General features: G+C 67.1%; 20 protein-coding genes. 8 read left to right on the top strand and 12 right to left on the bottom strand.

Going from position 1 to position 22,243, the window contains the following annotated elements:
• Positions 1-6: 6 nt before the first annotated feature.
• The 3 genes from CFB89_RS26185 to CFB89_RS26195 all read right to left on the bottom strand — a co-directional run bounded on the left by CFB89_RS26185 (position 7) and on the right by CFB89_RS26195 (position 3,006).
• A complete protein-coding gene (locus tag CFB89_RS26185; protein WP_089470382.1) occupies positions 7-972 on the bottom strand; it encodes an L-carnitine dehydrogenase in 966 nt (321 codons plus the stop codon).
• Positions 973-1,061: 89 nt separating this feature from the next.
• Positions 1,062-1,991: a 3-keto-5-aminohexanoate cleavage protein gene (locus tag CFB89_RS26190; RefSeq protein ID WP_089470383.1), complete on the bottom strand. Its 930-nt coding sequence runs from the start codon at positions 1,989-1,991 to the stop codon at positions 1,062-1,064.
• A gap of 61 nt (positions 1,992-2,052) precedes the next feature.
• Entirely contained in the window at positions 2,053-3,006 is a 954-nt protein-coding gene (locus CFB89_RS26195; RefSeq protein ID WP_089470384.1) for a choline ABC transporter substrate-binding protein, read from the bottom strand.
• Between the two features lie 406 nt (positions 3,007-3,412).
• Here CFB89_RS26195 and CFB89_RS34520 point away from each other — a divergent pair, with 406 nt between their 5' ends.
• Entirely contained in the window at positions 3,413-3,613 is a 201-nt protein-coding gene (locus CFB89_RS34520) for a hypothetical protein (RefSeq protein WP_144030165.1), read from the top strand.
• Between the two features lie 61 nt (positions 3,614-3,674).
• Here the strand turns inward: CFB89_RS34520 and CFB89_RS26200 are convergent, their stop codons facing one another.
• Positions 3,675-4,556: a LysR family transcriptional regulator gene (locus tag CFB89_RS26200; RefSeq protein ID WP_089470385.1), complete on the bottom strand. Its 882-nt coding sequence runs from the start codon at positions 4,554-4,556 to the stop codon at positions 3,675-3,677.
• Positions 4,557-4,677: 121 nt separating this feature from the next.
• Here CFB89_RS26200 and CFB89_RS26205 point away from each other — a divergent pair, with 121 nt between their 5' ends.
• The 5 genes from CFB89_RS26205 to CFB89_RS26225 all read left to right on the top strand — a co-directional run bounded on the left by CFB89_RS26205 (position 4,678) and on the right by CFB89_RS26225 (position 10,225).
• A complete protein-coding gene (locus tag CFB89_RS26205; RefSeq protein ID WP_089470386.1) occupies positions 4,678-5,121 on the top strand; it encodes a DMT family transporter in 444 nt (147 codons plus the stop codon).
• A 140-nt stretch (positions 5,122-5,261) separates the two neighbouring features.
• Complete coding sequence (locus CFB89_RS26210; RefSeq protein ID WP_089436927.1) at positions 5,262-6,206, top strand: GlxA family transcriptional regulator; 945 nt, start codon at positions 5,262-5,264, stop codon at positions 6,204-6,206.
• A 478-nt stretch (positions 6,207-6,684) separates the two neighbouring features.
• A complete protein-coding gene (locus tag CFB89_RS26215; protein ID WP_089470387.1) occupies positions 6,685-8,397 on the top strand; it encodes a M36 family metallopeptidase in 1,713 nt (570 codons plus the stop codon).
• Between the two features lie 79 nt (positions 8,398-8,476).
• Complete coding sequence (locus CFB89_RS26220) at positions 8,477-9,730, top strand: M20/M25/M40 family metallo-hydrolase (protein ID WP_089470388.1); 1,254 nt, start codon at positions 8,477-8,479, stop codon at positions 9,728-9,730.
• Positions 9,731-9,862: 132 nt separating this feature from the next.
• Positions 9,863-10,225, top strand: a complete 363-nt coding sequence (locus tag CFB89_RS26225; protein ID WP_089470389.1) for a YbjQ family protein — start codon at positions 9,863-9,865, stop codon at positions 10,223-10,225.
• A gap of 13 nt (positions 10,226-10,238) precedes the next feature.
• Here the strand turns inward: CFB89_RS26225 and CFB89_RS26230 are convergent, their stop codons facing one another.
• The 4 genes from CFB89_RS26230 to betC all read right to left on the bottom strand — a co-directional run bounded on the left by CFB89_RS26230 (position 10,239) and on the right by betC (position 15,673).
• Positions 10,239-11,489: an MFS transporter gene (locus CFB89_RS26230; protein ID WP_089470390.1), complete on the bottom strand. Its 1,251-nt coding sequence runs from the start codon at positions 11,487-11,489 to the stop codon at positions 10,239-10,241.
• Between the two features lie 232 nt (positions 11,490-11,721).
• The gene (locus CFB89_RS26235) at positions 11,722-12,861 is read right to left on the bottom strand and encodes a porin (protein ID WP_089470391.1); all 1,140 of its coding nucleotides are present in this window, start codon (positions 12,859-12,861) and stop codon (positions 11,722-11,724) included.
• Positions 12,862-13,120: 259 nt separating this feature from the next.
• Entirely contained in the window at positions 13,121-14,092 is a 972-nt protein-coding gene (gene choX / locus CFB89_RS26240; protein WP_089470392.1) for a choline ABC transporter substrate-binding protein, read from the bottom strand.
• 45 nt (positions 14,093-14,137) lie between these two features.
• Complete coding sequence (gene betC / locus CFB89_RS26245) at positions 14,138-15,673, bottom strand: choline-sulfatase (RefSeq protein ID WP_089470393.1); 1,536 nt, start codon at positions 15,671-15,673, stop codon at positions 14,138-14,140.
• A gap of 232 nt (positions 15,674-15,905) precedes the next feature.
• Between betC and CFB89_RS26255 the strand changes: the two genes are divergently transcribed.
• A complete protein-coding gene (locus CFB89_RS26255) occupies positions 15,906-16,811 on the top strand; it encodes a LysR family transcriptional regulator (protein WP_089470394.1) in 906 nt (301 codons plus the stop codon).
• Positions 16,812-17,006: 195 nt separating this feature from the next.
• Positions 17,007-17,891, top strand: coding sequence for a formyltetrahydrofolate deformylase (gene purU, locus CFB89_RS26260; protein ID WP_069617431.1), 885 nt, complete (start codon positions 17,007-17,009; stop codon positions 17,889-17,891).
• A gap of 33 nt (positions 17,892-17,924) precedes the next feature.
• Here purU and CFB89_RS26265 read toward each other — a convergent pair whose 3' ends face one another.
• The 4 genes from CFB89_RS26265 to CFB89_RS26280 all read right to left on the bottom strand — a co-directional run bounded on the left by CFB89_RS26265 (position 17,925) and on the right by CFB89_RS26280 (position 22,226).
• Positions 17,925-18,143 (bottom strand): hypothetical protein, encoded by a 219-nt coding sequence (locus CFB89_RS26265; protein WP_179233535.1) that lies wholly within the window; start codon positions 18,141-18,143, stop codon positions 17,925-17,927.
• Positions 18,144-18,197: 54 nt separating this feature from the next.
• The gene (locus CFB89_RS26270) at positions 18,198-19,853 is read right to left on the bottom strand and encodes an APC family permease (RefSeq protein WP_089470395.1); all 1,656 of its coding nucleotides are present in this window, start codon (positions 19,851-19,853) and stop codon (positions 18,198-18,200) included.
• A gap of 226 nt (positions 19,854-20,079) precedes the next feature.
• A complete protein-coding gene (locus CFB89_RS26275; protein WP_089470396.1) occupies positions 20,080-20,943 on the bottom strand; it encodes a glycine betaine ABC transporter substrate-binding protein in 864 nt (287 codons plus the stop codon).
• A 134-nt stretch (positions 20,944-21,077) separates the two neighbouring features.
• The gene (locus CFB89_RS26280; protein WP_089470397.1) at positions 21,078-22,226 is read right to left on the bottom strand and encodes a hybrid-cluster NAD(P)-dependent oxidoreductase; all 1,149 of its coding nucleotides are present in this window, start codon (positions 22,224-22,226) and stop codon (positions 21,078-21,080) included.
• Between the last annotated feature and the right edge of the window lie 17 nt (positions 22,227-22,243).

Genomic DNA, 22,243 nt, shown 5'->3' on the forward strand with positions numbered 1-22,243 from the left:
TGTCCTTTATTCCTCGAATCGCATCCCGTGCCGCGCCTTCACCGCGGCGATCGATTTCAGCACCTCGGTGATGCACTCGTCGCGATAGCGTTCGAGCTCCTTGATGCTGCGCGTGCCCTGCTGTTCGGTCGTGCCTTCGACGACGCTGTCGATCAGTTCGTCGGTCAACGTCGGCGCGACCAGCTTCGTCCACGGCAGTTCGAGCGCCGGGCCGAATTGCTGCATGAAGTGTCGCATGCCCGCGTCGCCGCCGGCCAGCGTGTAGGTCAGGAACGTACCCATGAACGACCAGCGGATGCCCGCGCCGAAGCGGATCGCATCGTCGATCTCGCCGGTCGTCGCGACGCCTTCGTTGACCAGATGCAGCGCCTCGCGCCACAACGCCTCGAGCAGACGGTCGGCGATGAAGCCCGGCACTTCCTTGCGCACGTGCAGCGGCCGCATGCCGAGCTTGCGATAGACCTCCATCGCGCCTTCGACCGCTTCCGGCGACGTGCGCGCGCCGCCGAGCACTTCGACGAGCGGCAGCAGGTAGACGGGGTTGAACGGATGGCCGACCACGCAGCGCTCCGGATGCGTGGCCCGCGCGTAGAAATCGGTCGGCAGCAGCCCCGACGTCGACGACGCGACGATCGCGTCGGGCTTCGCCGCGCGGCTGATCTGCTCGTGCAGTTCGAGCTTCAGCGCCTCGCGCTCGGGCGCGCTTTCCTGGATGAAATCGGCGTCGGCGACGCACGCCTCGATCGTCGACACGAACCGCAGCCGCGCGGGATCGGCGTCCGGCGCGAGGCCGACGCGCTCGAGCGCGGGCCATGCGTTCGCGACGTTCGCGCGCAGCCGCGCTTCCGCACCCGGCGCCGGGTCCCACACGACCACGTCGAGACCGTGCGCGAGCGCGCGGGCAATCCATCCGCTGCCGATCACGCCGGTGCCGATGGCGGCAAACGTCTTGATGTCGGTCTTCACAGCCATGTCAACGCATCCTTCAATTCAGGGGAAATCGGTGGGCGGCCGTGCATGGACGCAGGCCGCCATGTCATGTCAGTCAGTCTGGGAAAAACTCACGCGAATTCGGCGAGCGCACGACGTTCGAGCGGACGTTCGCCGCGCGCCGGCAGGCCGAGCTTGCGGCGGCCTTCGGCCGGCGTCAGCACGCGGGCGCCGAGCCGTTCGACGATCTCGCGGGCGCGCTCGACGAGCGTGCCGTTGGTCGCATGCACGCCGCGGTCGAGCCAGATGTTGTCTTCGAGGCCCACGCGCACGTGACCGCCGAGCAGCATCGCCTGCGCGACCATCGGCATCTGCATGCGGCCGATCCCGAAGCCGGCCCAGTGCGCGCCCGGCGGCAGGTTGTCCACCATCGCCTTCATCGTGCCGGTATCGGCCGGCGCGCCCCACGGGATGCCGAGGCACAGCTGGAACAGCGGCGGATCGTCGAGCAGCCCTTCCTTCAGCAACTGCTTCGCGAACCACAGATGGCCCGTATCGAAGATCTCCAGTTCCGGCTTCACGCCGAGTTCCTGGATGCGTTTCGCGCCGGCGCGCAACTGCCCGGGCGTCGACACGTAGATGTAGTCGCCGTCGCCGAAATTCAGCGTGCCGCAGTCGAGCGTGCAGATCTCGGGCAACAACTCCTCGACGTGCGCGAGGCGCGTGAGGCCGCCGACGAGATCCGTGCCCTTGCCGAAACGCATCGGGTCCTCGCCCGGGCCGATCTCGAGATCGCCGCCCATGCCGGCCGTCAGGTTGATGATCACGTCGACGTCGGCCGAACGGATGCGATCGACCACTTCGCGATACAGGTTCGGGTCGCGGCTGCCGCGCCCCGTCCGCGGATCGCGCACGTGGCAGTGGGCGACCGTCGCGCCGGCCTTCGCGGCTTCGATCGCAGCGGCCGCGATCTCCTTCGGCGTGACCGGAATCGCCGGATGCTTGCCGACCGTATCGCCCGCGCCGGTGACGGCGCAGGTGATGATGACTTCGTGATTCATGCTGGATGCCTCGCTCGATTCGGGTTGTGTCGCATTGCTGATCGCGTATGGACGCGGGCCTTTACAGGCCGAGATACGCCTTCACGGCAGGCAGGCCGTCCTTGCCGTCGAACGTCTTGACGCCCGCGAGCCACGGATCGAGCACCTGCGGGTTCTTCTTCAGGTACGCCTTCGCGGCCTCGGCCGGCTTGGTCTTGTTCATCACCGACTGCATCAGCTGGTTCTCGAGCTGCGTCGAGAAGCGCAGGTTCGTCACGAGCTTGCCCGCGTTCGGGCAGCGCGCGATGAAGTCGGGCGCGGTGAGTGTGTACACGCGCGCTTCGCCGTAGTTCGGGCCGAACGCCGCATCGCCGCCGGACAGGTAGTTCATGCTGAGCTGGATGTTCATCGGATGGGGCTCCCAGCCGAGGAACACGACCCACTTCTTCTCGCGAACCGCGCGCTCGACCGTCACCAGCATCCCGGCCTCGCTCGATTCGACGAGCCTGAAGCCGCCGAGCCCGTACTGGTTCGTGTCGATCATCTTCTGGATCGTCGCGTTCGCGCTGCTGCCCGGCTCGATCCCGTAGATCTTGCCGTCGAGTTCGGCGCGGTGTTTCGCGATGTCGTCGAAGGTCTTCAGGCCGGCCTGGTACTCGTAGCTCGGCACCGCGAGCGTCGCCTTCGCGCCGGACAGGTTCGGCGGCTCGACGACGTTGATCGACTTGCTGTCGAGGAACGGTTGCAGCTGCTTCTGCTGCACGGGCCACCAGTAGCCGAGCGACACGTCGAGCTGCTTGCTCTTGAGACCGGCGAACGAAATGGGCACCGACGCGATCGTCGTGGTCGGCTTGTAGCCGAGCGCCTCGAACACGGTCGACGCAAGCGCCGTGGTCGACGTGATGTCGGTCCAGCCGATATCCGCGAAACGCACGGTGCGGCAGGTCGCGGCCTCCGTCTCGGCCAGCGCCGCGTGCGTGAACGCGCCGGTCGCCAGCACGGCCGCGGCGAGCGCGGCGATCTTCGTCGACTTCATGGTTCGGTTCCTCCGGTTGGGCTCGCGGCAGCCGGTGCGCGGAGTGTGCGCCGGCCTGCATCGTGGGAGTAAAAGTAACGAGCCATATTCGCCGCGAGAAGACCGGCGGCGACCTGTTCTTGCCTGTTTGCGACTATGAGTGGAAACCACTATGTTTCGTCTGAGGCTTGACGGACGGGGGTTTGGTGTTTCTCCGAGGATCGGCTGGATTGCCCGGATGCGGCGCGCACCTTTCGTTCCGCCCCGGCCTGGCTGACGGATGTCCGACAGGTCGCCGGATCCCGTGAGCCGGCCCTATGCTGGCAGTCGCCGGGCGATCGCGCGCGGCCCGCCTGTTAACGTGCCGCCTCGTGTGCTGACGTTGCGCGTCGCTGGAACGAATGCAGGCGGACACGGCCGGCCTTCGATGGCCGTCTCCGGTCTTTCCCCAAGGAACACCATGATGCTTGCCGCTTTCTTCGTCGTTGCCCTCGTCGCCATCCTCGTGCCCATGCGCCGCGGCGTGATGCGCGACGCGGATGCGAAACTTCGCGCACGATTCGATGCGGAAGGCCCGCGCGGCGACGCGTCGCGCCGGTTGATGCACGATGCGGGGTACCGCGTCTGAGTATCGACGTCGGGCCGGGGCGGCCGGACGCGCGGATCGGGTCGGTAGCGATGCGGCGCGGTCAGCCGGCCGTCACCACTCGAACGAAGGCCTCGGCGAGCACCGTCGGCTCGATCGGCAACACCAGCGCGCATACCGATCTCGCGTCCTCGTCCGAAATCGGCACGAACACCACCCCGTCGATGCCGATGTTCGCCATCCGCGCCGGCACGATCGCCACGCCGTGGCCGGCCGCGACGAGATTCAGCATCGACGTCTTCGGCGACACGATCCGCGCGGCCGTCGGCACGAAGCCGCGCTTCAGGCACAGATCGATCACGACGCGCGCGAGGCCGCCCCGCTCCCGATACACGGCCGAGACGAACGGCTCGCGCCGCAACCGCGCTATCGCGACGCGCTTGCGGCCCGCGAGCGGATGATCGGCCGACACCGCCACGCACAGGCGTTCGGCCGCCAGTTCGACGAAACGCACACGCGCATCGCGACGCAGCACCGGCAACCGGACGATCCCGATATCGGCCTGGCCGTTCGCGATGCCCGTCACCTGATCCTCGGACGACGCGCGGTCGAGATCGATGCGCGCGCCCGGACAATCGCGCATGAAACGGTCGAGATCCGGCATCAGGCTGCTGACGGGAACGGTACTGGAATGCAGCAGCCGCAGCACGCCGGCTTCCCCGCGCGACAGCCGAGCGCCTTCGTCGGCGGCGGCCGTCAACGTGGCCGGGATCGACGCCACGCGTTCTCGGTAGAGCGCGCCGGCCGGCGTGAGCCGCACGCCTCTCGGCTCGCGGTCGAACAGCACGAACCCGAGTTCATCCTCAAGCTGGCCGATCTGCCGGCTGAGCGCCGACTGCGCGACATGGAGCGCACCCGCGGCCGGCGTGAAGCCGCCGAGGTCCGCCACGGTCAGGAAATACTGGATTTGCCGAAGTGATGGCATGCCGAAACGAGATGGATGAACGCCGGATTTGATATTTGCGTTATACCGGCGCGCTCCGCAGAATGAAAGCCTCCCGTGCCCGCATTACCGTGGCGGCCCCGCTTTCGGAGCGTTCATCTTCGTGACTACCGTCCTCTCTTATTTGCTGGTCGTGGCGGCCGGCATCAGCGTTGCATTGCAGCAGGTGCTCAACGCGAACCTGCGCGCGCAGATCGGTTCGCCGTGGTGGGCCGGGTCGGTCAGCTACGTCGTCGGCCTGGCCGCGATGCTGGCGGTCGCGCTGCTGTCGCCTCATCCGCGCGTGAGCGGCGCGTTGTCCGGTGCCGGGTCGTGGTTCAGCTGGACGGGCGGATTCTTCGGCGCGGTATTCGTCGGCGTCGCGATCCTGATGGTGCCGCGATTGGGCGCGGCGACGACGCTCGCGCTGATCGTCGTCGGGCAGATGACCGGCGCGCTCGTGTTCGACCACTTCGGCGTGCTCGGCATCCCGCAGCATTCGGCGAGCGCGATCCGCATGGCCGGCGCGGCGTGCCTCATTGTCGGGGTGGTGCTGATCCGCACGTGACGACGGTGCGCCGGACGGTGCATCGTGCAAAAACGCGCTGAGCGCCGGAAAAAACCGCGATAATCCCGGCTTGAACGTTCGGCGCACGCGCCGTGCCGCCGCGCGGTGCGCGGCGCCCCCTGCTTCCACTCCACGCCCCGATGCCCGAGGATTTCCACTTCCTGCTGCTGCCCGGCTTCTCCGCGCTCGGCTTCATGTCCGCGGTCGAGCCGCTGCGCGTCGCGAACCGCTTTCGCACCGAGCTATATCGCTGGCACGTGATCAGCGCGGACGGCGCGCCCGTCGCCGCGAGCAACGGCATTCCGGTCGCCGCCGAAGCCGCGTGCGCGGACGTCCCGCAGGTCGATACGGTGTTCGTCGTCGCGGGCTTCGATCCGCTCGTGTGCTACACGCGCACGCTCGGCGACTGGCTGCGCCGCCAGCACCGGCACGGCGCCACGCTCGGCGGCATCGACACGGGCAGCTTCGTGCTCGCCGAGGCGGGGCTCTTCGACGCATCGCAATCGCTCACGCTGCACTGGGAAGCGCTGGCCGCGTTCCGCGAGCGCTATCCCGGCCTGAACGCAACGCAGGAGCTGTTCGAGATCGACGACCGGCGCATTACGTGCGCGGGCGGCACCGCGTCGATCGACATGATGCTCGACCTGATCGGCCGCCGGCACGGCGCCGATCTCGCGGCGGCGATTTCCGAGCAGTTCGTCGTCAGCCGCATCCGGCAGCGCTCGGACAGCCAGCGGCTCGAGATCGCCGCGCGCTACGGCGTGCACAACCGCAAGCTGATCCAGGTGATCGGCACGATGCAGCGGCACATGGAGAACCCGCTCGGCTCCGACGCGCTCGCGCAGGAGGTGTCGATCACGCGGCGCCAGCTCGAACGGCTGTTCAGCGCGACGCTGAACGACACGCCGACGCGCTTCTACCTGAACCTGCGCCTCGATCGCGCACGCGAACTGCTGCAGCAGACCGACATGAGCATCACGTCGGTGTGCGTCGCGTGCGGCTTCGAATCGCCGTCGCATTTCTCGCGCACCTATCGCGCACGATTCGGGATGAGCCCGCGCAGCGACCGGCGCGCGACGCGCTGATCGTCTCGGCTTTTGATCACAATCCAGCACGGTATTACGCGTTCCGGCAGCGTTTCCGTCCGTTCGCTGAACAATGTCGGCGACTGCTCGACGAACCGAAGCGGTCGTCGAAAATAATCTGGAATGTCGTTGAAAATATTCTGTAACATACCAAACAAAGTTAGATAGGCAGCCTAACGACACGCACGCGGCATCTCGACATGCGTCGCGCCGGGCAGGCTGCGCACCGATATCAATATCGATCCGAGGGGTATGACATGACGATGCTCGCTTCGCCGTCGCCGCACCTGCCTGCCGTTCGCTTCTCCTCCGCTTCGCCCGCCCGCTTCTTTTCGACCTGACATTTAGGTTTCCTTAGTCAGTCGACACTCCCACACCGCTTTGCCGTACCGGTTCCATCGAACCGGCGCGCGGGCCGTGTCGTGCCTGCTCGCCACGAGCGCGCGGGCGTGTCCAACCGTTGAGATGAGGATCACGTATGCAGACATCACGCAAAGCATTGCCGCTCGCCCTGGGTCTCGTGCTCGGTTTCGGCATCGTCGGCGGCACCCAGGCCGATACGAAAGTGTCGAATCCGCAGGCCGCGAGCCTGCGCGAAAGCCTGACGCGCGGCGTCGCGCCGCCGGCCGCGAAGGCCGACACGGCCGCCGGGCAATTCCGCGCGGACGGCGTCGCCGTCACGCTGTACAACCCGCCGTATCGCGCCAGGAAGGCTGCTGCGACGCCCGCCGCCACCGCGCGCGACTTCGTCGCGTCGCAGGCGGCGCAGCTCGGGCTCGACGCGACCGCGCTCGCAAGCCTCGTCGTCACGTCGGAGCGCAACGACGCCGACTTCACCGTCGTACGCCTGCAGCAGCAAGCCGCCGGGCTGCCCGTGTACGGCAGCGACATCGCGGTGACCGTCGCGAAGGACGGCCGCATCCTGTACGTCGCGAGCAACACGATCAACGGCGTGGTCGCGACGACACGCAAATCGCAGGCCGTCGACCAGCAGCAGGCGCTCGATCGCGCCCGTGCGTATCTCGGCGTGAGCGGCTTCACGCATCTCGACGCGCAGCTCGTCGCGTTCGTCGACAAAGCCGGCACGCACACCGCGTGGAAGGTGCGCGGCCGCCCGCAGGACGGCCCGAAGGGCGACTGGGAACTGCTGATCGATTCGGGCAGCGGCGCAGTGCTGCGCGCCGAGGACAAGGCGTTCTACGCGACCGACGGCACCGGCTTCGTGTTCCGCCCCGATCCGCTGTCGCCGACGAAAAGCAGCTACGGCAGCACCGGCTACAAGGACGGCAACGACGCGGATTCGACGCAGCTCACGGCGGCGCGCGTACGCGTGACGCTGAAGGATCTCGCGCAGTCGGGCACGCGCTACACGCTGACGGGCCCGTATGCGGCATGCGTCGATTTCGATGCGCCGCTCGACAAGGCCTGCCCGTCGCAATCCACGCCCGCGTTCGAATTCACGCGCGGCAACCTGTATTTCGAGGCCGTGAACGTGTACTACCACATCGACACGTTCCTGCGTTACGTGAACCAGACGCTCGGCATCAAGGCGCTGCCGTACCAGTACACGGGCGGCGTGCAATACGACCCGCACGGCGAATCGGGCGACGACAACTCGTCGTATTCGTCGAGCAGCGGCCGGCTGACGTTCGGGCAAGGCGGCGTCGACGACGCGGAAGACGCGGACGTCGTGATCCACGAGCTCGGCCACGGCATCCACGACTGGGTCACCAACGGCGGCCTGTCGCAACAGGAAGGCTTGTCCGAAGGCACCGGCGACTATCTCGCCGCCGCGTACAGCCGCGACTTCAACCAGTGGAGCCCGTCGGATGCGCAGTATCAGTGGGTCTACAACTGGGACGGCCACAACGAGTTCTGGGGCGGCCGCGTGACCAACTGGAACGTCGGCCGCACCTATGCGCAGGCGCGCGGCGCGGAGATCCACACGGCCGGCCAGTACTGGGCGTCGTGCAACCTCGTCGCGCGCGACGCGATCGGCGCGCAGGCGATGGACAAGGCGTTCCTCAAAGGGCTGTCGATGACCAACAGCTCGACCAACCAGAAGGCCGCCGCGCAGGCCGTGCTGACGGCCGCCTCCGCGCTCGGTTACAGCAGCGCGCAGCTCACCGCGATCGGCAACGCGTACAACAAGAGCTGCACGTACGGCGTGACCGTTCCGCAGAAGTCGTAATCCCGCAGCAGGCGGGCGCGCATCGCACGACCTGCGGCGCGCTCCCTTCATCGACATCGCCATCCTCACGAGATCGAACATGCCTACTCTGACACCGACCCGCCTGAGCGCCGCGCTGGGCGGCATGCTGCTGACCGCCGCCGCGCACGCGACACCCGTCTGGATCACGCTCGGCGACACCGCGTTCCGCCAGCTTCAACGCATCGATGCGACCGCAACCGCGCAATACAGCACGACCGTCGACGCCGGCAACGCGGCCGACGGCACCGCGCGCCGCGAAACCGTTCACGTCGTCGAGATCGACGATGCCCGGCTCGGCGAGCTGGCCCACGCCGTCCACCACACGCGCGGCCACGGACCCGGCTACGTCGTGCACGATTCGTTCGACGACGCGCGGCAGGCACTGCAACCGCTGCCGGCGACGCTCGCGAAACAGGCCGCCGCCCCCGCGTACACGGTGTCGAACGTGCCGCAGATCGGCACGTGGGTCCAGCAACTGCAGGCCAGCAACATCGTCGGCACGATCACGTCGCTGTCCGGCTTCACGAACCGCTACTACACGACGTCGCACGGCGTCGCCGCGTCCGACTGGCTCGCGCTGCAGTGGAAGCAGCTGGCGGGGTCGCGCGCCGACATCACCGTCGAACAGTTCGCGCACACGGGCTTTCCGCAGAAATCCGTGATCCTGACGATTCGCGGCAGCGATCCGGCCGCGGGCACGGTGGTGCTCGGCGGCCACCTCGATTCGACCGTCGGCCGCACGACGGAAAACACGCGTTCGCCCGGCGCCGACGACGATGCGTCGGGCATCGCCAGCCTGACCGAGGCGCTGCGCGTGCTGCTCGCGAACGACTACCGGCCGAAACGGACCATCAAGTTCGTCGGGTATGCGGCCGAGGAAGCCGGGCTGCTCGGCTCGAAGGCGATCGCGAAGCAGTTCCGCACGCAGAATGCGAACGTGGTCGGCGTGCTGCAGCTCGACATGACGAACTACAAGGGCGATCCGAAGGATATCTACCTGATCACCGACTACACGAACGCGGCGCAGAACACCTACGTGAAGAACCTCGCGGCGACCTACCTGCCGGAGCTCGCGATCGGCACGTCGCAGTGCGGCTATGCGTGCTCGGATCACGCGTCGTGGAATGCGCAGGGGTATCCGGCATCGTTCCCGTTCGAGGCCGACCAGAACGACAGCCCGTACATCCACACGGTGAACGACACGCTGGAGAACTCGGATCGGCAGGCGAACCATGCGCTGAAGTTCGGCAAGCTCGCGCTGGCCTATGCGGTCGATCTCGGCGGCCTTGCCGGCGCGACGGTCAAGCGCTGAGCGTGCGTTGCCGAGCGGTTTTCGCGTTCGGCAACGAAACGGGCGACCGCCCACTTGGGGGCGCCCGTTCGAATCCGTCGTCTCCGTCCGGCTAGAATCGTCGTTCGACCACTCGCCACGCGCTTGCCCACCATGACCGAACCTACCCGCTCCATCGACGACCTGTCGCCCGCCCGCGTGACGAGCGCCTTCGACCTGCCCGGCCATACGACCGTCCGCTCGCTCGGCGTCGCACTGGGCATCGTCGTGCGCTCGCGCTCGATCGTCGGCTCGTTCGGCGCGTCGCTGCAGACGATCTTCGGCGGCAACATCACGCTCTATACGTCGCTGTGCGAGAAGGCGCGCCAGCAGGCATTCGACAAGATGCTCGCCGAGGCGCGCACGCTCGGCGCGAACGCGATCGTCGCGATGCGCTACGACTCGACCGAGATCGGCGCGGGCGTGACCGAGGTCATCTGCTACGGCACGGCCGTGCGCGTGACGCAGGATGCATGACGCGTGATACGCGTCACGCGTCGCGTTCGAGCGACTTCATATTCGTAAGCTGCGGAAACAGCCGCATCCACGCGAGCGCGACGGCGATCGTCGCCGCGCCGCCGACGACGATCGCGGCCGGCGCCCCCCACCACGCAGCCGTCACGCCCGATTCGAATTCGCCGAGCTGGTTCGACGTGCCGATGAACAGCGAGTTGACCGCGCTCACGCGGCCGAGCATGTCGTCGGGCGTGCGCAGTTGCACGAGCGACAGGCGCACGACGACGCTGATCACGTCCGACGCACCGAGCGCGGCCAGCGCCACGAGCGACAACGCGAAGTGCCGCGACACCCCGAACACGATCGTCGCGATGCCGAACGCGATCACGCCGCCGAACATCGCGCGGCCCGGCCGGCCCTTCAACGGGAAACGCGTGAGCCACAGCGTGCCCGCGAGCGCGCCGACCGCCGGCGCCGCGCGCAATGCACCGAGCCCCCACGGGCCGACCTGCAGGATGTCGCGCGCGTAGATCGGCAGCAGCGCGGTCGCGCCGCCGAACAGCACCGCGAACAGGTCGAGCGACAACGCGCCGAGAATCGCCGGTTCGCGCCGAATGAACGCGATGCCCGAAAACACCGAGCGCAGCGTGACCGGCTCGCGGGCCGGCGGTGCGGTGCGCAGCGGAATCGTCCCGCTCAGCATCGCCGCGATCGCGAATGCCGCGACGCTCGTGCCGAACGCGACGGGCGCGCCGACACCGTAGAGCAACCCGCCGAACGCCGGCCCGAGGATCTGCGCGGCCTGGTTCGCGGACGTCGACAGCGCGGTCGCGCGCGGCAGGTCGGTGCGCGGCACGACGGCCGGCAGCAACGACGACACCGACGGCGACTCGAACGCACGCGCCGTGCCGACGATCGCCGCGAGCGCGTAGACGGCCGGCGCGGCCAGCCACCCTTGCACCGCGCCGATCAGAAACACGCCGGCGGCCAGTGCCTCGACGCTCTGGCAGATCGTCGCGATGCGCCGGCGGTCGTAGCGGTCGGCCACCTGCCCGACCACGAGCGTCAGCGCGAACATCGGCACGAACTGCGCGAGGCCGACGAGGCCAAGCGCGAATGCGCTGTGCGTGAGCGCGTACACGTACCAGCCGATCGCAACCGACAGGATCTGGAAAGCCAGCGACGACATCACGCGCGTGCCCCAGAAACGCTGGAACGGCGCGTGGCGGAACAGGTTGGCGGGTAACGGGGATACAGGACTGGAATCGGGCACGGGGGTGGTCATCGGTTTCTCGGCGGCTGGCGCTGCGCGCCGCAACCGTTCGGGAAACGACGACACACGCGAGTGCGTGCGCGCGGCAACGGTGCAGGCGCGGCCAAACCGCGATGATATGCCAACCGCGGAAAACCGGCCGGCGGCGCCGTCGAGTCGTCGCCTCGCACAAAAAAAAAGCGCGAACCGCGGTTCGCGCCAAAGAGAGACCTCGCTGAGGACGTTACTGGACCATCCCACCCGATCAGAACGAATGCCGCATCCCGATCCGCACGTCGGCCTGCGTCTGCGTCGTCGACGGCGTGAAGCTGTAACCGATCACCGCATCGACACCCTGCGACGCGCGCAGGTAATCGCCGGAGATGTAGATGTCGGTGCGCTTCGACAGCAGGTAGTGCAGGCCGGCCGTGCCCTGGTTCCAGTGGTGGCCTTCGAAGCGCGTGTGCTGGTAGCCCGCGATGAAGCTCAGCGCCGGCGTGAACTGGTACAGGCCGCCGCCTTCGTACACCTGCATGTGCGACGACTGGCCGAAGCCCTTGATCGTCGTGTACGAGTAGTTCGCGTCGAGCGTCAGCTTGCCGATTGTGTAGCTGGTGCCGATGCCGAACGTGCCCTGGCTGTCGACGTCCATCGCGGTGTTCGAGAACAGGTCGGTGCGCGCGCCGGTCGCCGGATCGACCGTGACGGTCTGCTGGCCGAGGAACGTATGCGTGCCGATCATCGCGTACGGGTCGAACGCATAGATGCCGTTCGGGTTGTTCAGGCGCGTGTACGCGGCGCCGATCGAGAAGTCGCCCTTCGTGAAGCTCGCGCCCGCGCTCCATGCGCTGTTGCGATGGAAGTTGCCCGCGACGTTGCCGAACGAATACATCGCGCCGAACTTGAAGCCGCTCAGGTCGTTCGACAGGAACTTCACCGAGTTCGGCAGGCGGTCGCCGTTGAAGCGGTCGAAGTCGCCCTGGTGGATCGCATAGCCGCTGCCCCACGCCGAGATGTTGTAGATCGACACGAGTTCGTTCGTGATGTCGAGCTGGTTGCCGAACGACAGCGTGCCCCAGTCGTTCTGCAGGCCCACATACGCCTGCCGGCCGAATTCCGCGCCGCCGAAGCCGAGTTGCCCGTTGCCGAGGTGGAAGCCGCTCTCGAGCGTGAACACGGCCTTCAGGCCGCCGCCCAGGTCTTCGGTGCCCTTGATGCCGAAGCGGTTTCCGTAGGCGATGCCGTCGTCGAACTTGACCACGTGCGAGCCGCCCGTGTTGTTCACGTACGTGATGCCCGCGTCGAGAATCCCGTACAGCGTCACGCTGCTCTGCGCATGCCCGATGGCGGGAATACAGGCCGCGCATGCAAGCGCGGCGGCTACGGCGACTTTCTTTTGCTTCATTGTCGACCACCCTCCCTGAACCGTTCGATGGAAAGAACCTTGGCCTGACGCGTGCCGCAATACGCCGGCGGATTCGAATTCGGTACGTCCGCTGGCTCCGCTATTTCGTTTTCCGCAATAACGCAGCCATTGGCGAAAAATACAAACCCATATTTCGCATCACCCGTCTGAAGGCGACACTAAATAGTCACGATGCGACTGATCGGGAAAACACGTAGACAGGCGGCACGGCAAAAGCCGGCCGCCCTGAGGGAGGGGATCAGCGCCCGTCGAGAGCCGCGCGCACGGCCGGCAGGCCCGGTGCGCCGGCCGCCGTCGTCACGCCGTCGAGCCAGCCGGCGACCAACGCCGGCTCGGCCTTCAGCACATGCTGCGCCGCGAGCGCGGGCGACGTCTTGTTGTCGAGCATGTCGGCGATCATCCGGTTCTCGACGTCGACGGAGAACGTCATCTGCCGGAACAGCCGCGCGAGGTTCGTGCACTGGCCGGCGAACCCGGCGCGCGTAACCGTGTTGACCGTCGCACCGCCGTAGTTCGGGCCGAAGTACGCATCGCCGCCCGACAGATACGTCAGATGGAACTTCGTGTTCATCAGGTGCGGTTCCCATGCGAGAAACACGATCCAGCGCTTGTCGCGCACCGCGCGCTCGACCTGCGTGAGCATGCCCGTCTCGCTCGATTCGACGAGCGACCAGTTCGCGGCCCCGAGCGCGTGGTCGGACAGCATCCGCTTGATGTTCTGGTTCGCGGGCGCGCCCGGCTCGATCCCGTAGATCTTGTCGCCGAAGCGGTCCGCGTAGCGCGCGAGATCGGCGAACGTGTGCACGCCGGCGGCAGCCACGTAGTCGGGCACCGCGAGCGTGAACTTCGCACCGCTCAGGTTCGCATGCAGCACGTCGATCGATTTTTCGTCGACGAACGGCTTCACGAGCGGCGCCTGCGCGGGCATCCAGTTGCCGAGGAACACGTCGACCTGCCCTTTCTTCAACCCCTGGTACGTGATCGGCACCGACAGGTTCGCCACGTCCTGCCGGTAGCCGAGCGCCTTCAGCACGACGCCCGCCATCGCGTTCGTCGCGTCGATGTCGGTCCAGCCGGGCGCCGCCATCTTCACGTCGCTGCACGTCTGCGGATCGGCGGCATGCGCCGCCTGCGCCGCCGCCACGCACGCGGCGGCGGCGGCGAGTGCCGCGCCGATCCTTCGGATTGCTGCATTGCATTGCCGTTTCATCGCCCGCTTCCTCCGTCGTTCATGAATGTTCGCGCTGCCGGACGTTCAGCGCCCGACGCGCGGAAAACGCGCCATCGCCTCGAGCGTATCGAGTTCGATGTGGTTGCGCATGTAGCGCTGGCTCGCGTCGGTGAACGGCTGCCAGTCCCACGCGTGGATGCGGCCCTGCGTCGTCGCCGCGTAATGGAAGCGCCGCCGCCGCTGGCTCGCGCGCACCTGCCGGTCGAGTTCGGGCAGGTTCCAGCGCCGCGCGGCCTGCGCGCGGAACGCGGCGAGCACGTCGGCGGCTTCCGGCTGCCCGGCCAGGTTCGTCAGCTCGCGCGGGTCGTCCGACAGGTTATAGAGCTGGTCGGGATCGGCCGGGCAATGCACGTATTTCCAGTCGCCGCGCCGGATCATCACGATCGGTGCGAGCGCGCCTTCCGCGAGGTATTCGCCGAGCGCGACGTCGCGCGCGGGCGTGCCGTGCAGGTGCGGCACCAGGCTCGCGCCGTCGATCGGGTCGGGCCAGCCACCGGCCGGCGCGGCGCCGGCCAGATCGACGAGCGTCGGCAGCAGGTCGACGTGCGACACGGGCCCGCGCACGCGCGCGGCGCCGAAACGGCCCGGCGCATGCACGATCAGCGGCACGCGGCAGCCGCCTTCGAAGAACGTCATCTTGTACCAGAGCCCGCGCTCGCCGAGCATGTCGCCGTGGTCGGACGTGACGATCACGATCGTGTCGTCGGCGAACCCGCATTGCTCGAGCGCGGCCAGCACACTGCCGAACTGCGTGTCGACGTACGACGTCGCGCCGTAATACGCGCGGCGGGCGGCGCGGATCTGCGCGTCCGTCGGCGGCGTACGGTCGTTCTCGCAGACGAAGCGCAGCCGCTGCGAATGCGGATCGCTCTCGGCCGCGTCGAGCCGCACGGCCGGCATGTCGATTTCTTCGTCGCTGTACAGATCCCAGTATTCGCGCGTGATCGCATACGGGTCGTGCGGATGGGTCAGCGACACGACCATGCAGAACGGCCGCGCATCGTGCCCGGCCGCGCGTTCGCGCGCGACGTCGTACAGCTTCTGCTTCGCGGCGAACGTCACTTCGTCGTCGAAGTCGAGCTGATTCGTGCGCACGCACGGGCCGGCGTCGAGCACCGAACTCATGTTGTGATACCAAGTCGGCCGCTCGGTGGGGCTGTCCCAGTCGGGCACCCAGCCGAAATCCGCCGGATAGATGTCGGTCGTGAGGCGCTCCTCGAAGCCGTGCAACTGGTCGGGCCCGCAGAAATGCATCTTGCCGGACAGCATCGTCCGGTAGCCGCCTGCGCGCAGGTAGTGCGCGAACGTCAGCGTTTGCGCCGGCAATTCGGCGGCGTTATCGTAGGCGCCGATGCCCGACGGCAGCTTGCCGGTCAGCAGCGAGAAGCGCGACGGCGCGCATAGCGGGCTCGCGCAGTACGCGGCGTCGAACACCACGCCTTCGGCGGCGAGCCGGTCGAGCGTCGGCGTGCGGGCGACGCGGTTGCCGTACGCGGGCAGCGCGAACGGCGTGAGCTGGTCGGCCATCAGGATCAGGATGTTGGGTGTCGGGTTCGTCATCGGCGATCGTGGGGAAAGCGGTGTTCGAATGGAACGGCGCGTCGCTCGGGCAGCGGGCCGTCCGGCGTGACGGAGGCGATCCGCAGAAACCGCCGCGCACCGAGGCCGCGCTGGCTAGAATCGCGGAATGCGTGGCGCATGAAGCGCATCTGCCGCACCGTCCGCTGCACTATCGCCCGCCCGAATTCGCGCGGGTAGGCGTCCGGCCCTTATGGGGCCATTAGAGGGACTTATGTCGAAATCCGAACCGTTACCGTCGATGCAGGCGCTGCGCGCGTTCGAATCGGCCGCCCGGCTCGCGAGCTTCACGGCCGCCGCGCGCGAGCTCGGCTCGACACAGCCGGCCGTGAGCCAGCAGGTGTTCCAGCTCGAAGCCGAACTCGGCGTGCCGCTGTTCGAACGCAGCCCGCGCGGCGTCACGCTGACGGCCGACGGCCAGTGCCTGTACGAAGCCGTGCGGCTGAGCCTCGACACGCTGCGCGGCGCGACCGCGACGCTGCGCGCGCGCCGCGAGCACGGCGCGCTCACGATCGTCACCGATTTCGGCTTCGCGACCTACTGGCTGATGCCGCGCCTGGCCGGGCTGAAGCACGTGATGCCGGATGTCGACGTGCGCGTCGTCACGTCACAGGATTACGACGCGCAGCGCGACCACGGCGACATCGCGATCCTGTTCGGCGACGGTCACTGGCCGTCGTGCACGGCCGCACGGCTGTTTCCGGAATCCGTCACGCCCGTCTGCTCGCCCGCGTTCCGCGACGCGCACCCGGACGTCGCGCGGGCCGACCATCTGCTCGCGCTGCCGCTGCTGCACGTGCAGCCGACGCGCCCCGAGCGCTGGCTGTCGTGGTCGGGCTGGTTCGACGCGCATGGGCTCGAGACGCCGGCCGCCGCCCGCGGCGTGACCTTCAACAGCTATGCGCTCGTGATCCATGCGGCGCTGCTCGGCGAAGGCGTCGCGCTCGGCTGGTCGCCGCTCGTCGACGAACTGGTCGCTTCCGGCCAGCTCGTGAAGCTGGTCGACGCCCCCGTCGTCACGTCGCGCGGCTATTTCCTGGTGCGCCCGCCGCAGCGGCCCGAGCCGGACGCGACCCACGTGTTCCGGCGCTGGCTGCTGGACGCGTGCGCGGCGGCCTGACGCCACGCGGCCGCCGCCGTTTCCGTTTCCCGTCCGCGCTCCCGGCCCGCTGGCGCACCGATACCAGCCACACGGCGCGTTGGTTCTATCCGCGCCGAAATCGTCCTGATTTACTTGAGCCTCCCGCCACCCGCGCGGCGCGGCGCTGTCGTGCGCCGCCGCGCGGCCGTGCGCCCCTGCCATCCGAGGAGTCTCATGACCGCCGAGCACCGCCCCGATCAATTCGTCCTGACACTGTCGTGCCCGAGCGCGGCCGGCCAGGTCGCCGCCGTCGTCGGCTTTCTCGATCGCCATCGCTGCTACGTCGATGCGCTGAACGTGTTCGACGACGATCTCAGCAACCGCTTCTTCGTGCGCTGCGTCTTTCATCCGACGGATGAGACGTTGCAGATCGACGCGCTGCGCCAGGAATTCGGGCCGATCGCGGCCGGGCTCGGTGGCCACGACGGCGACATCCAATGGGCGATCCACGACGTCAACGCGCGGCCGAAGGTGCTGATCATGGTATCGAAGCTCGAGCACTGCCTCGCGGATCTGCTGTTCCGCTGGCGGATGGGCGAGCTGAAGATGGACATCGTCGGCATCGTGTCGAACCACCCCGACTTCGAGCCGCTCGCCGCGCAGCACGGGCTGCCGTTCCGGCACTTCCCGATCACGGCCGACACCAAGGCGCAGCAGGAAGCGCAATGGCTCGACTTCTTCGAATCGAGCGGCGCCGAGCTCGTGATCCTCGCGCGCTACATGCAGGTGCTGTCACAGGAGACGAGCGCGAAGCTCGCGAACCGCGCGATCAACATCCATCACTCGTTCCTGCCCGGCTTCAAGGGCGCGAAGCCGTATCACCAGGCGCATGCGCGCGGCGTGAAGCTGATCGGCGCGACCGCACACTTCGTCACCGACGATCTCGACGAAGGCCCGATCATCGAGCAGGTCGTCGAGCGCGTCGATCATGCGCTGCGACCGGAGCAACTGCTCGCGGTGGGACGCGATGTCGAAAGCCTCACGCTCGCGCGTGCGGTGAAGGCGTTCATCGAGCGGCGGGTGTTTTTGAACGGCGATCGGACGGTGGTGTTCCCGTAAGCGAGCCGCATCCGCGAACGCCGTCTCACCCCGTCACGCGGACGCCGACGGCATGCGCGAGACGACCCAGCACGGCGCTCCGACGATGATCAGCGCATTGGCCGCGTAGTGCTGCGGTTCGCGCAGCGCGGCAATCACGTCGCCGCAAGTAATGACGCGCGCCACGCCGGTAAAGGACAGCAGGACGAGCAGGATCGACACCGGTGCGGGCGCGACGCGCCGTATCAGCGCGTTGAGCAGGAGTCCGATCATCGGCTGCGTCGCCATCATGATCGATGCGGTCAGCGCGCCTTGGTCGCTTGCGCGTCACTTCACCCAAGCAAAGTAATACGACAACCAGATCGTCAGCCCGGCCCCGATCAGCGCCGCATACGGCATCAGGCTCAGCCACGGCGCGCGCTTCGGCACTTCCAGCTCCATGTCGCGCTGCATCTGCGCGGGGAAACGGCCGCGATCCTGCCAGTAGTGGCGATAAAGGAACACCGGCACGATCAGCAGCATCGCGATCAGCCCGTTGCGCAGCGTGCCTTCGCCTTGCAGGTTCGCGCCCGCGCCGACGTAGACGAGGTTCGCGTAACCGCAGATCGCACCGCCGACGAGCAGCCAGGTCGGGCAGCGGAACGGCCGATCCCAGTTGCCGCGATCCATCCGGTGAATCCAGCCCGACTGAAGGTTCAGGAATACGAACAGCATGTAGCAGACGTTCGAGATCGACAGCACCGTCATGTAGTCCGACATCATCAGCAACACGAGGTTGAAACCGAGGTCGGTCCACATCGCGCGCGTGGGCGAGCCGTGCTCGTTCACGTGCGACAGGTACTTCGGCAGCCAGCCGTCGACCGATGCCTGGTACAGCGTGCGCGACGAGCCCATCATCGACGTCATCACGATCAGCAGGATCGACAGCATCAGCATCACGACCACCGCGTTCGCGACCCACGCGCCGCCGCCGACGATCTTCGCCATCGCGGCCGCGACGCCGGTGCCGTCGCCGATCGCCGGATCGAGCATCGCCTGCGTGCCGAGCGCGCCCTGGAACGCCATCGGCACGAGCGTCATCACGACGAGACACAGCGCACCCGACCAGAAGATCGCCTTCGCGGTATCGCGCCGCGGATCGCGGAATTCACGCGTATAGCAGACCGCCGTCTCGAAACCGTACGACGCCCAGCCGGCCATGAACATCGCGCCGAGCGCCATCGTCACGCCCTGCCCGTTCCACGAGCCGAAGGTCGCGGCCGTGAGGTTGCCCTGCGCGTCGTGACCGAGCGGCAGCAGCGGGAGCAGGTTCGACATCGGCACGTCGCCGGTGATGAACGGCACGATGCCGACGATCAAGAGCGGCGTGAGCGACGCAATGCCGAGAACGCGCTGCGTACGTGCGGCCTTCGATGCGCCGCTGTGCTGAAGCTTGAACGTGATGAGAAGCAGAATCGTCGCGATGATGAACGTCGCGTTGATCCGCAGGGACAGACCGGGCTTGATGAACCCGAGGTCCGCAATCTTGAGCTGCCAGTGCAGCACCGCCGCATTGGCGGGAAAGAGACTCGTGAGCGCATAGCTCGCCGCGAGGCCGCAGCCGAGCGCAAGCATCGGCGACCACGCGAGCCAGTTGCACCACACGGAAACCGGGGCAATCAGCTTGCTGTAACGGACCCAGCCAATCGCGCCATACACCGACGCGCCGCCCGATTTATGGGGAAATAGCCCGGATATTTCCGCATAAGTCGCGCTTTGAACCAGCCCCATCGTGATCGCGGCGATCCAGATCGCCCACGCGGGCTGGCCGATCGTCGCGCATACGCCGCCGACCGTGAACAGCACGCCTGCCGGCACGCCGCTCGTTACCCAAAAAGCGTCTTTCCAGGTCAGGCCACGATGCAGCGTGTGGCCCGTCGAATCATGTGAGATGGTTGCCTCGACATCACTGGTGCGATTCGCACGCAGTCCTGCTTGACTCATCCAATTCCTCCTCTCGCTCAGCGTGAGCGCTTTAGCGCTTACTCTGGTCCGATGCAAAGCAGTGGTGATTCTGCACGAGGGCCGTAGTGTAGCAATTTACGGGATTTTTTGCAGAATCAGCAAAAGAAAACCGGGATATGGCCGCATGAAATCCCGATTATTTCGGATTCCTGCAGTCCATTCCCGGCGTATTTTATGACGACTCGCGCGACGTAGGTCGAGATGCTTACTGCACGCCTTCCGTCCACGAATTCACGCGGTCGGCATGCGCCGCAATCCACGCATCCGCGGCCGCTTCCGGCTTCGAGCCGTTCTGGATCGCCAGCATCACGCTGTCGATCTCACCCGGCTTCCACTGGAATTTCTTCAGGAACGCGACGACCGGCTTCGCCTTGGTTTCGAGGCCCGGATTCACGACGCTGTCGACGTGCTCGGCGCCGCCGAACACCTTCTTCGGATCCTCGAGGAAGCGCAGCTTCCACTTAGCGAACATCCAGTGCGGCGCCCAGCCCGTCACGATGACCGGCTTGTTCGCATTGACCGAACGCGACAGCTCGGCCGTCATCGCGCTGCCCGAGCTCGGCATCAGCGTGTAGTTCAGCCCGTAGCTCTTGATCGCGTCATCGGTCTTGCGCATCACGCCGGCGCCCGCATCGATGCCGACGATCCGGCCGCCGAAGCTGCCCTTCTCCGCATTCAGGTCTTCGATGCTCTTCGCCTTAACGTACGCGGGCACGATCAGGCCGATCTTCGCATCGGGGAAATTCGCGCCGAGGTCGACGACCTTGGTCTTGTACTCGTCCCAGTACGAACCGTGCGTGACCGGCAGCCACGCGGAGAGCGTCGCATCGAGATCGCCGCGCGCGACGCCCTGCCACATGATCCCGGCCGCGACCGGCACGAGCTTCACCTCGTAGCCGAGCTTCTTCTCGATCACGCGGGCGGCGACGTTCGACGTCGCGACGCTGTCGTCCCAGCCTTCGACGTAGCCGATTTTCAGCGTCGGTTTCGTATCGGCGAGTGCCGATGCGCTCAATGCAACCATCGCCGACAGGGCTCCGGTCCACAACAGTTTTCCGAACAATTTCATGGTCGATCTCCTTGGTCTGCGCACCGTGCGCGTTGTCTCTCTAGGTTCTTCAACCACAAATCCGCGGTATCGTTGTTTTCCGACAGATGCTTGTCCAGACGCGACGCGCCCGGACAGCCGACGGGACGCTTCGCCTACTTGTCGATCACGAGATCCGACAGCGGCTTGCTGCAGCACAGCAGCACCATCCCCTGATCGATCTCGCGCTGGCGGATACCGCCGTTGTGTTTCATCTCGACCTGCCCCGACACGAGCTTCACCTTGCAGGTGCCGCACATGCCCTGCGTGCACGATGCGGGCAGCCGCACGCCCGACTGGCGCGCCGCGTCGAGCACGTGCTGCTCCGAGCCGCACGAAATCTCGCGGTTGCTCTTCGCGAAGCTGACCGTGTACTGCTTCGTCGCGGCCTCGCCGCCTTCCGCCGGCGGCACGAGTTCGGCGAGCACTTCGTCGCTCGCGGTCTGCGCGAGCGTTTCGAACGAGAAGCTTTCCTCGTGATACTGCTTGCGATCGAAACCGGCTTCGTCGAGCAGGTCGCGCACGGCCTTCATGTACGGCGCGGGGCCGCACGTGAAGATCTCGCGTTCCATGAAATCCGGCGCGATCAGCTTCAGCAGCGGCAGCGTCAGGAAGCCCGTGACGCCCGGCCAGTTGGTGCGTGCGCCAACCCGCTCGACGACGAACGACGTACGGAAATTCGTGTGGTTCGACGCGATCAGGTCGAGCTCGCGCGCGAAGATGATGTCGTCCGGCGTGCGTGCGCTGTGCACGAACAGGATGTCGCGATCTTCCGCGAGATCATGGTGCGCGCGGCTCATCGACATCAGCGGCGTGATGCCGGAGCCCGCCGACAGGAACAGGTACTTGCGCGCCGGATGCCGCGCGCACGTGAATTCGCCGGCCGGGCCGAGCACGCGCACCGACGCGCCCGGCTGCAGGTTGTCGTGCAGCCAGTTCGACACCTTGCCGCCCGGCACGCGCTTCACCGTGATCGAGATCGTGTGCGGCCGCGCCGGCGACGACGAAATCGTGTAGCAGCGGTTGATCGTCTCGCCGTCGATGTCGAGCTCGAGCGTGATGAACTGCCCGGGCTCGAACGAGAACGTGCGGCCCTGCGGTGAACGGAAGAAGAAGCTCTTCACGTCGTGGGTTTCCTGCCGTACGTGGCAGCACACCAGCGTTTCCTCGACGTCGCTCGTCCAGCGCTCGGACAGCGCGTTCCAGAAGGCCGGGTGCGTCACCCGGCTGTCCGCCGGCTCGAAATTGGCCGCATCTCGCATCATTTCTAACTCCGCTTGCT

It is taken from the genome of Burkholderia sp. AU16741 (genome assembly GCF_002223345.1).
Classification (GTDB): Bacteria; Pseudomonadota; Gammaproteobacteria; order Burkholderiales; family Burkholderiaceae; genus Burkholderia; species Burkholderia sola.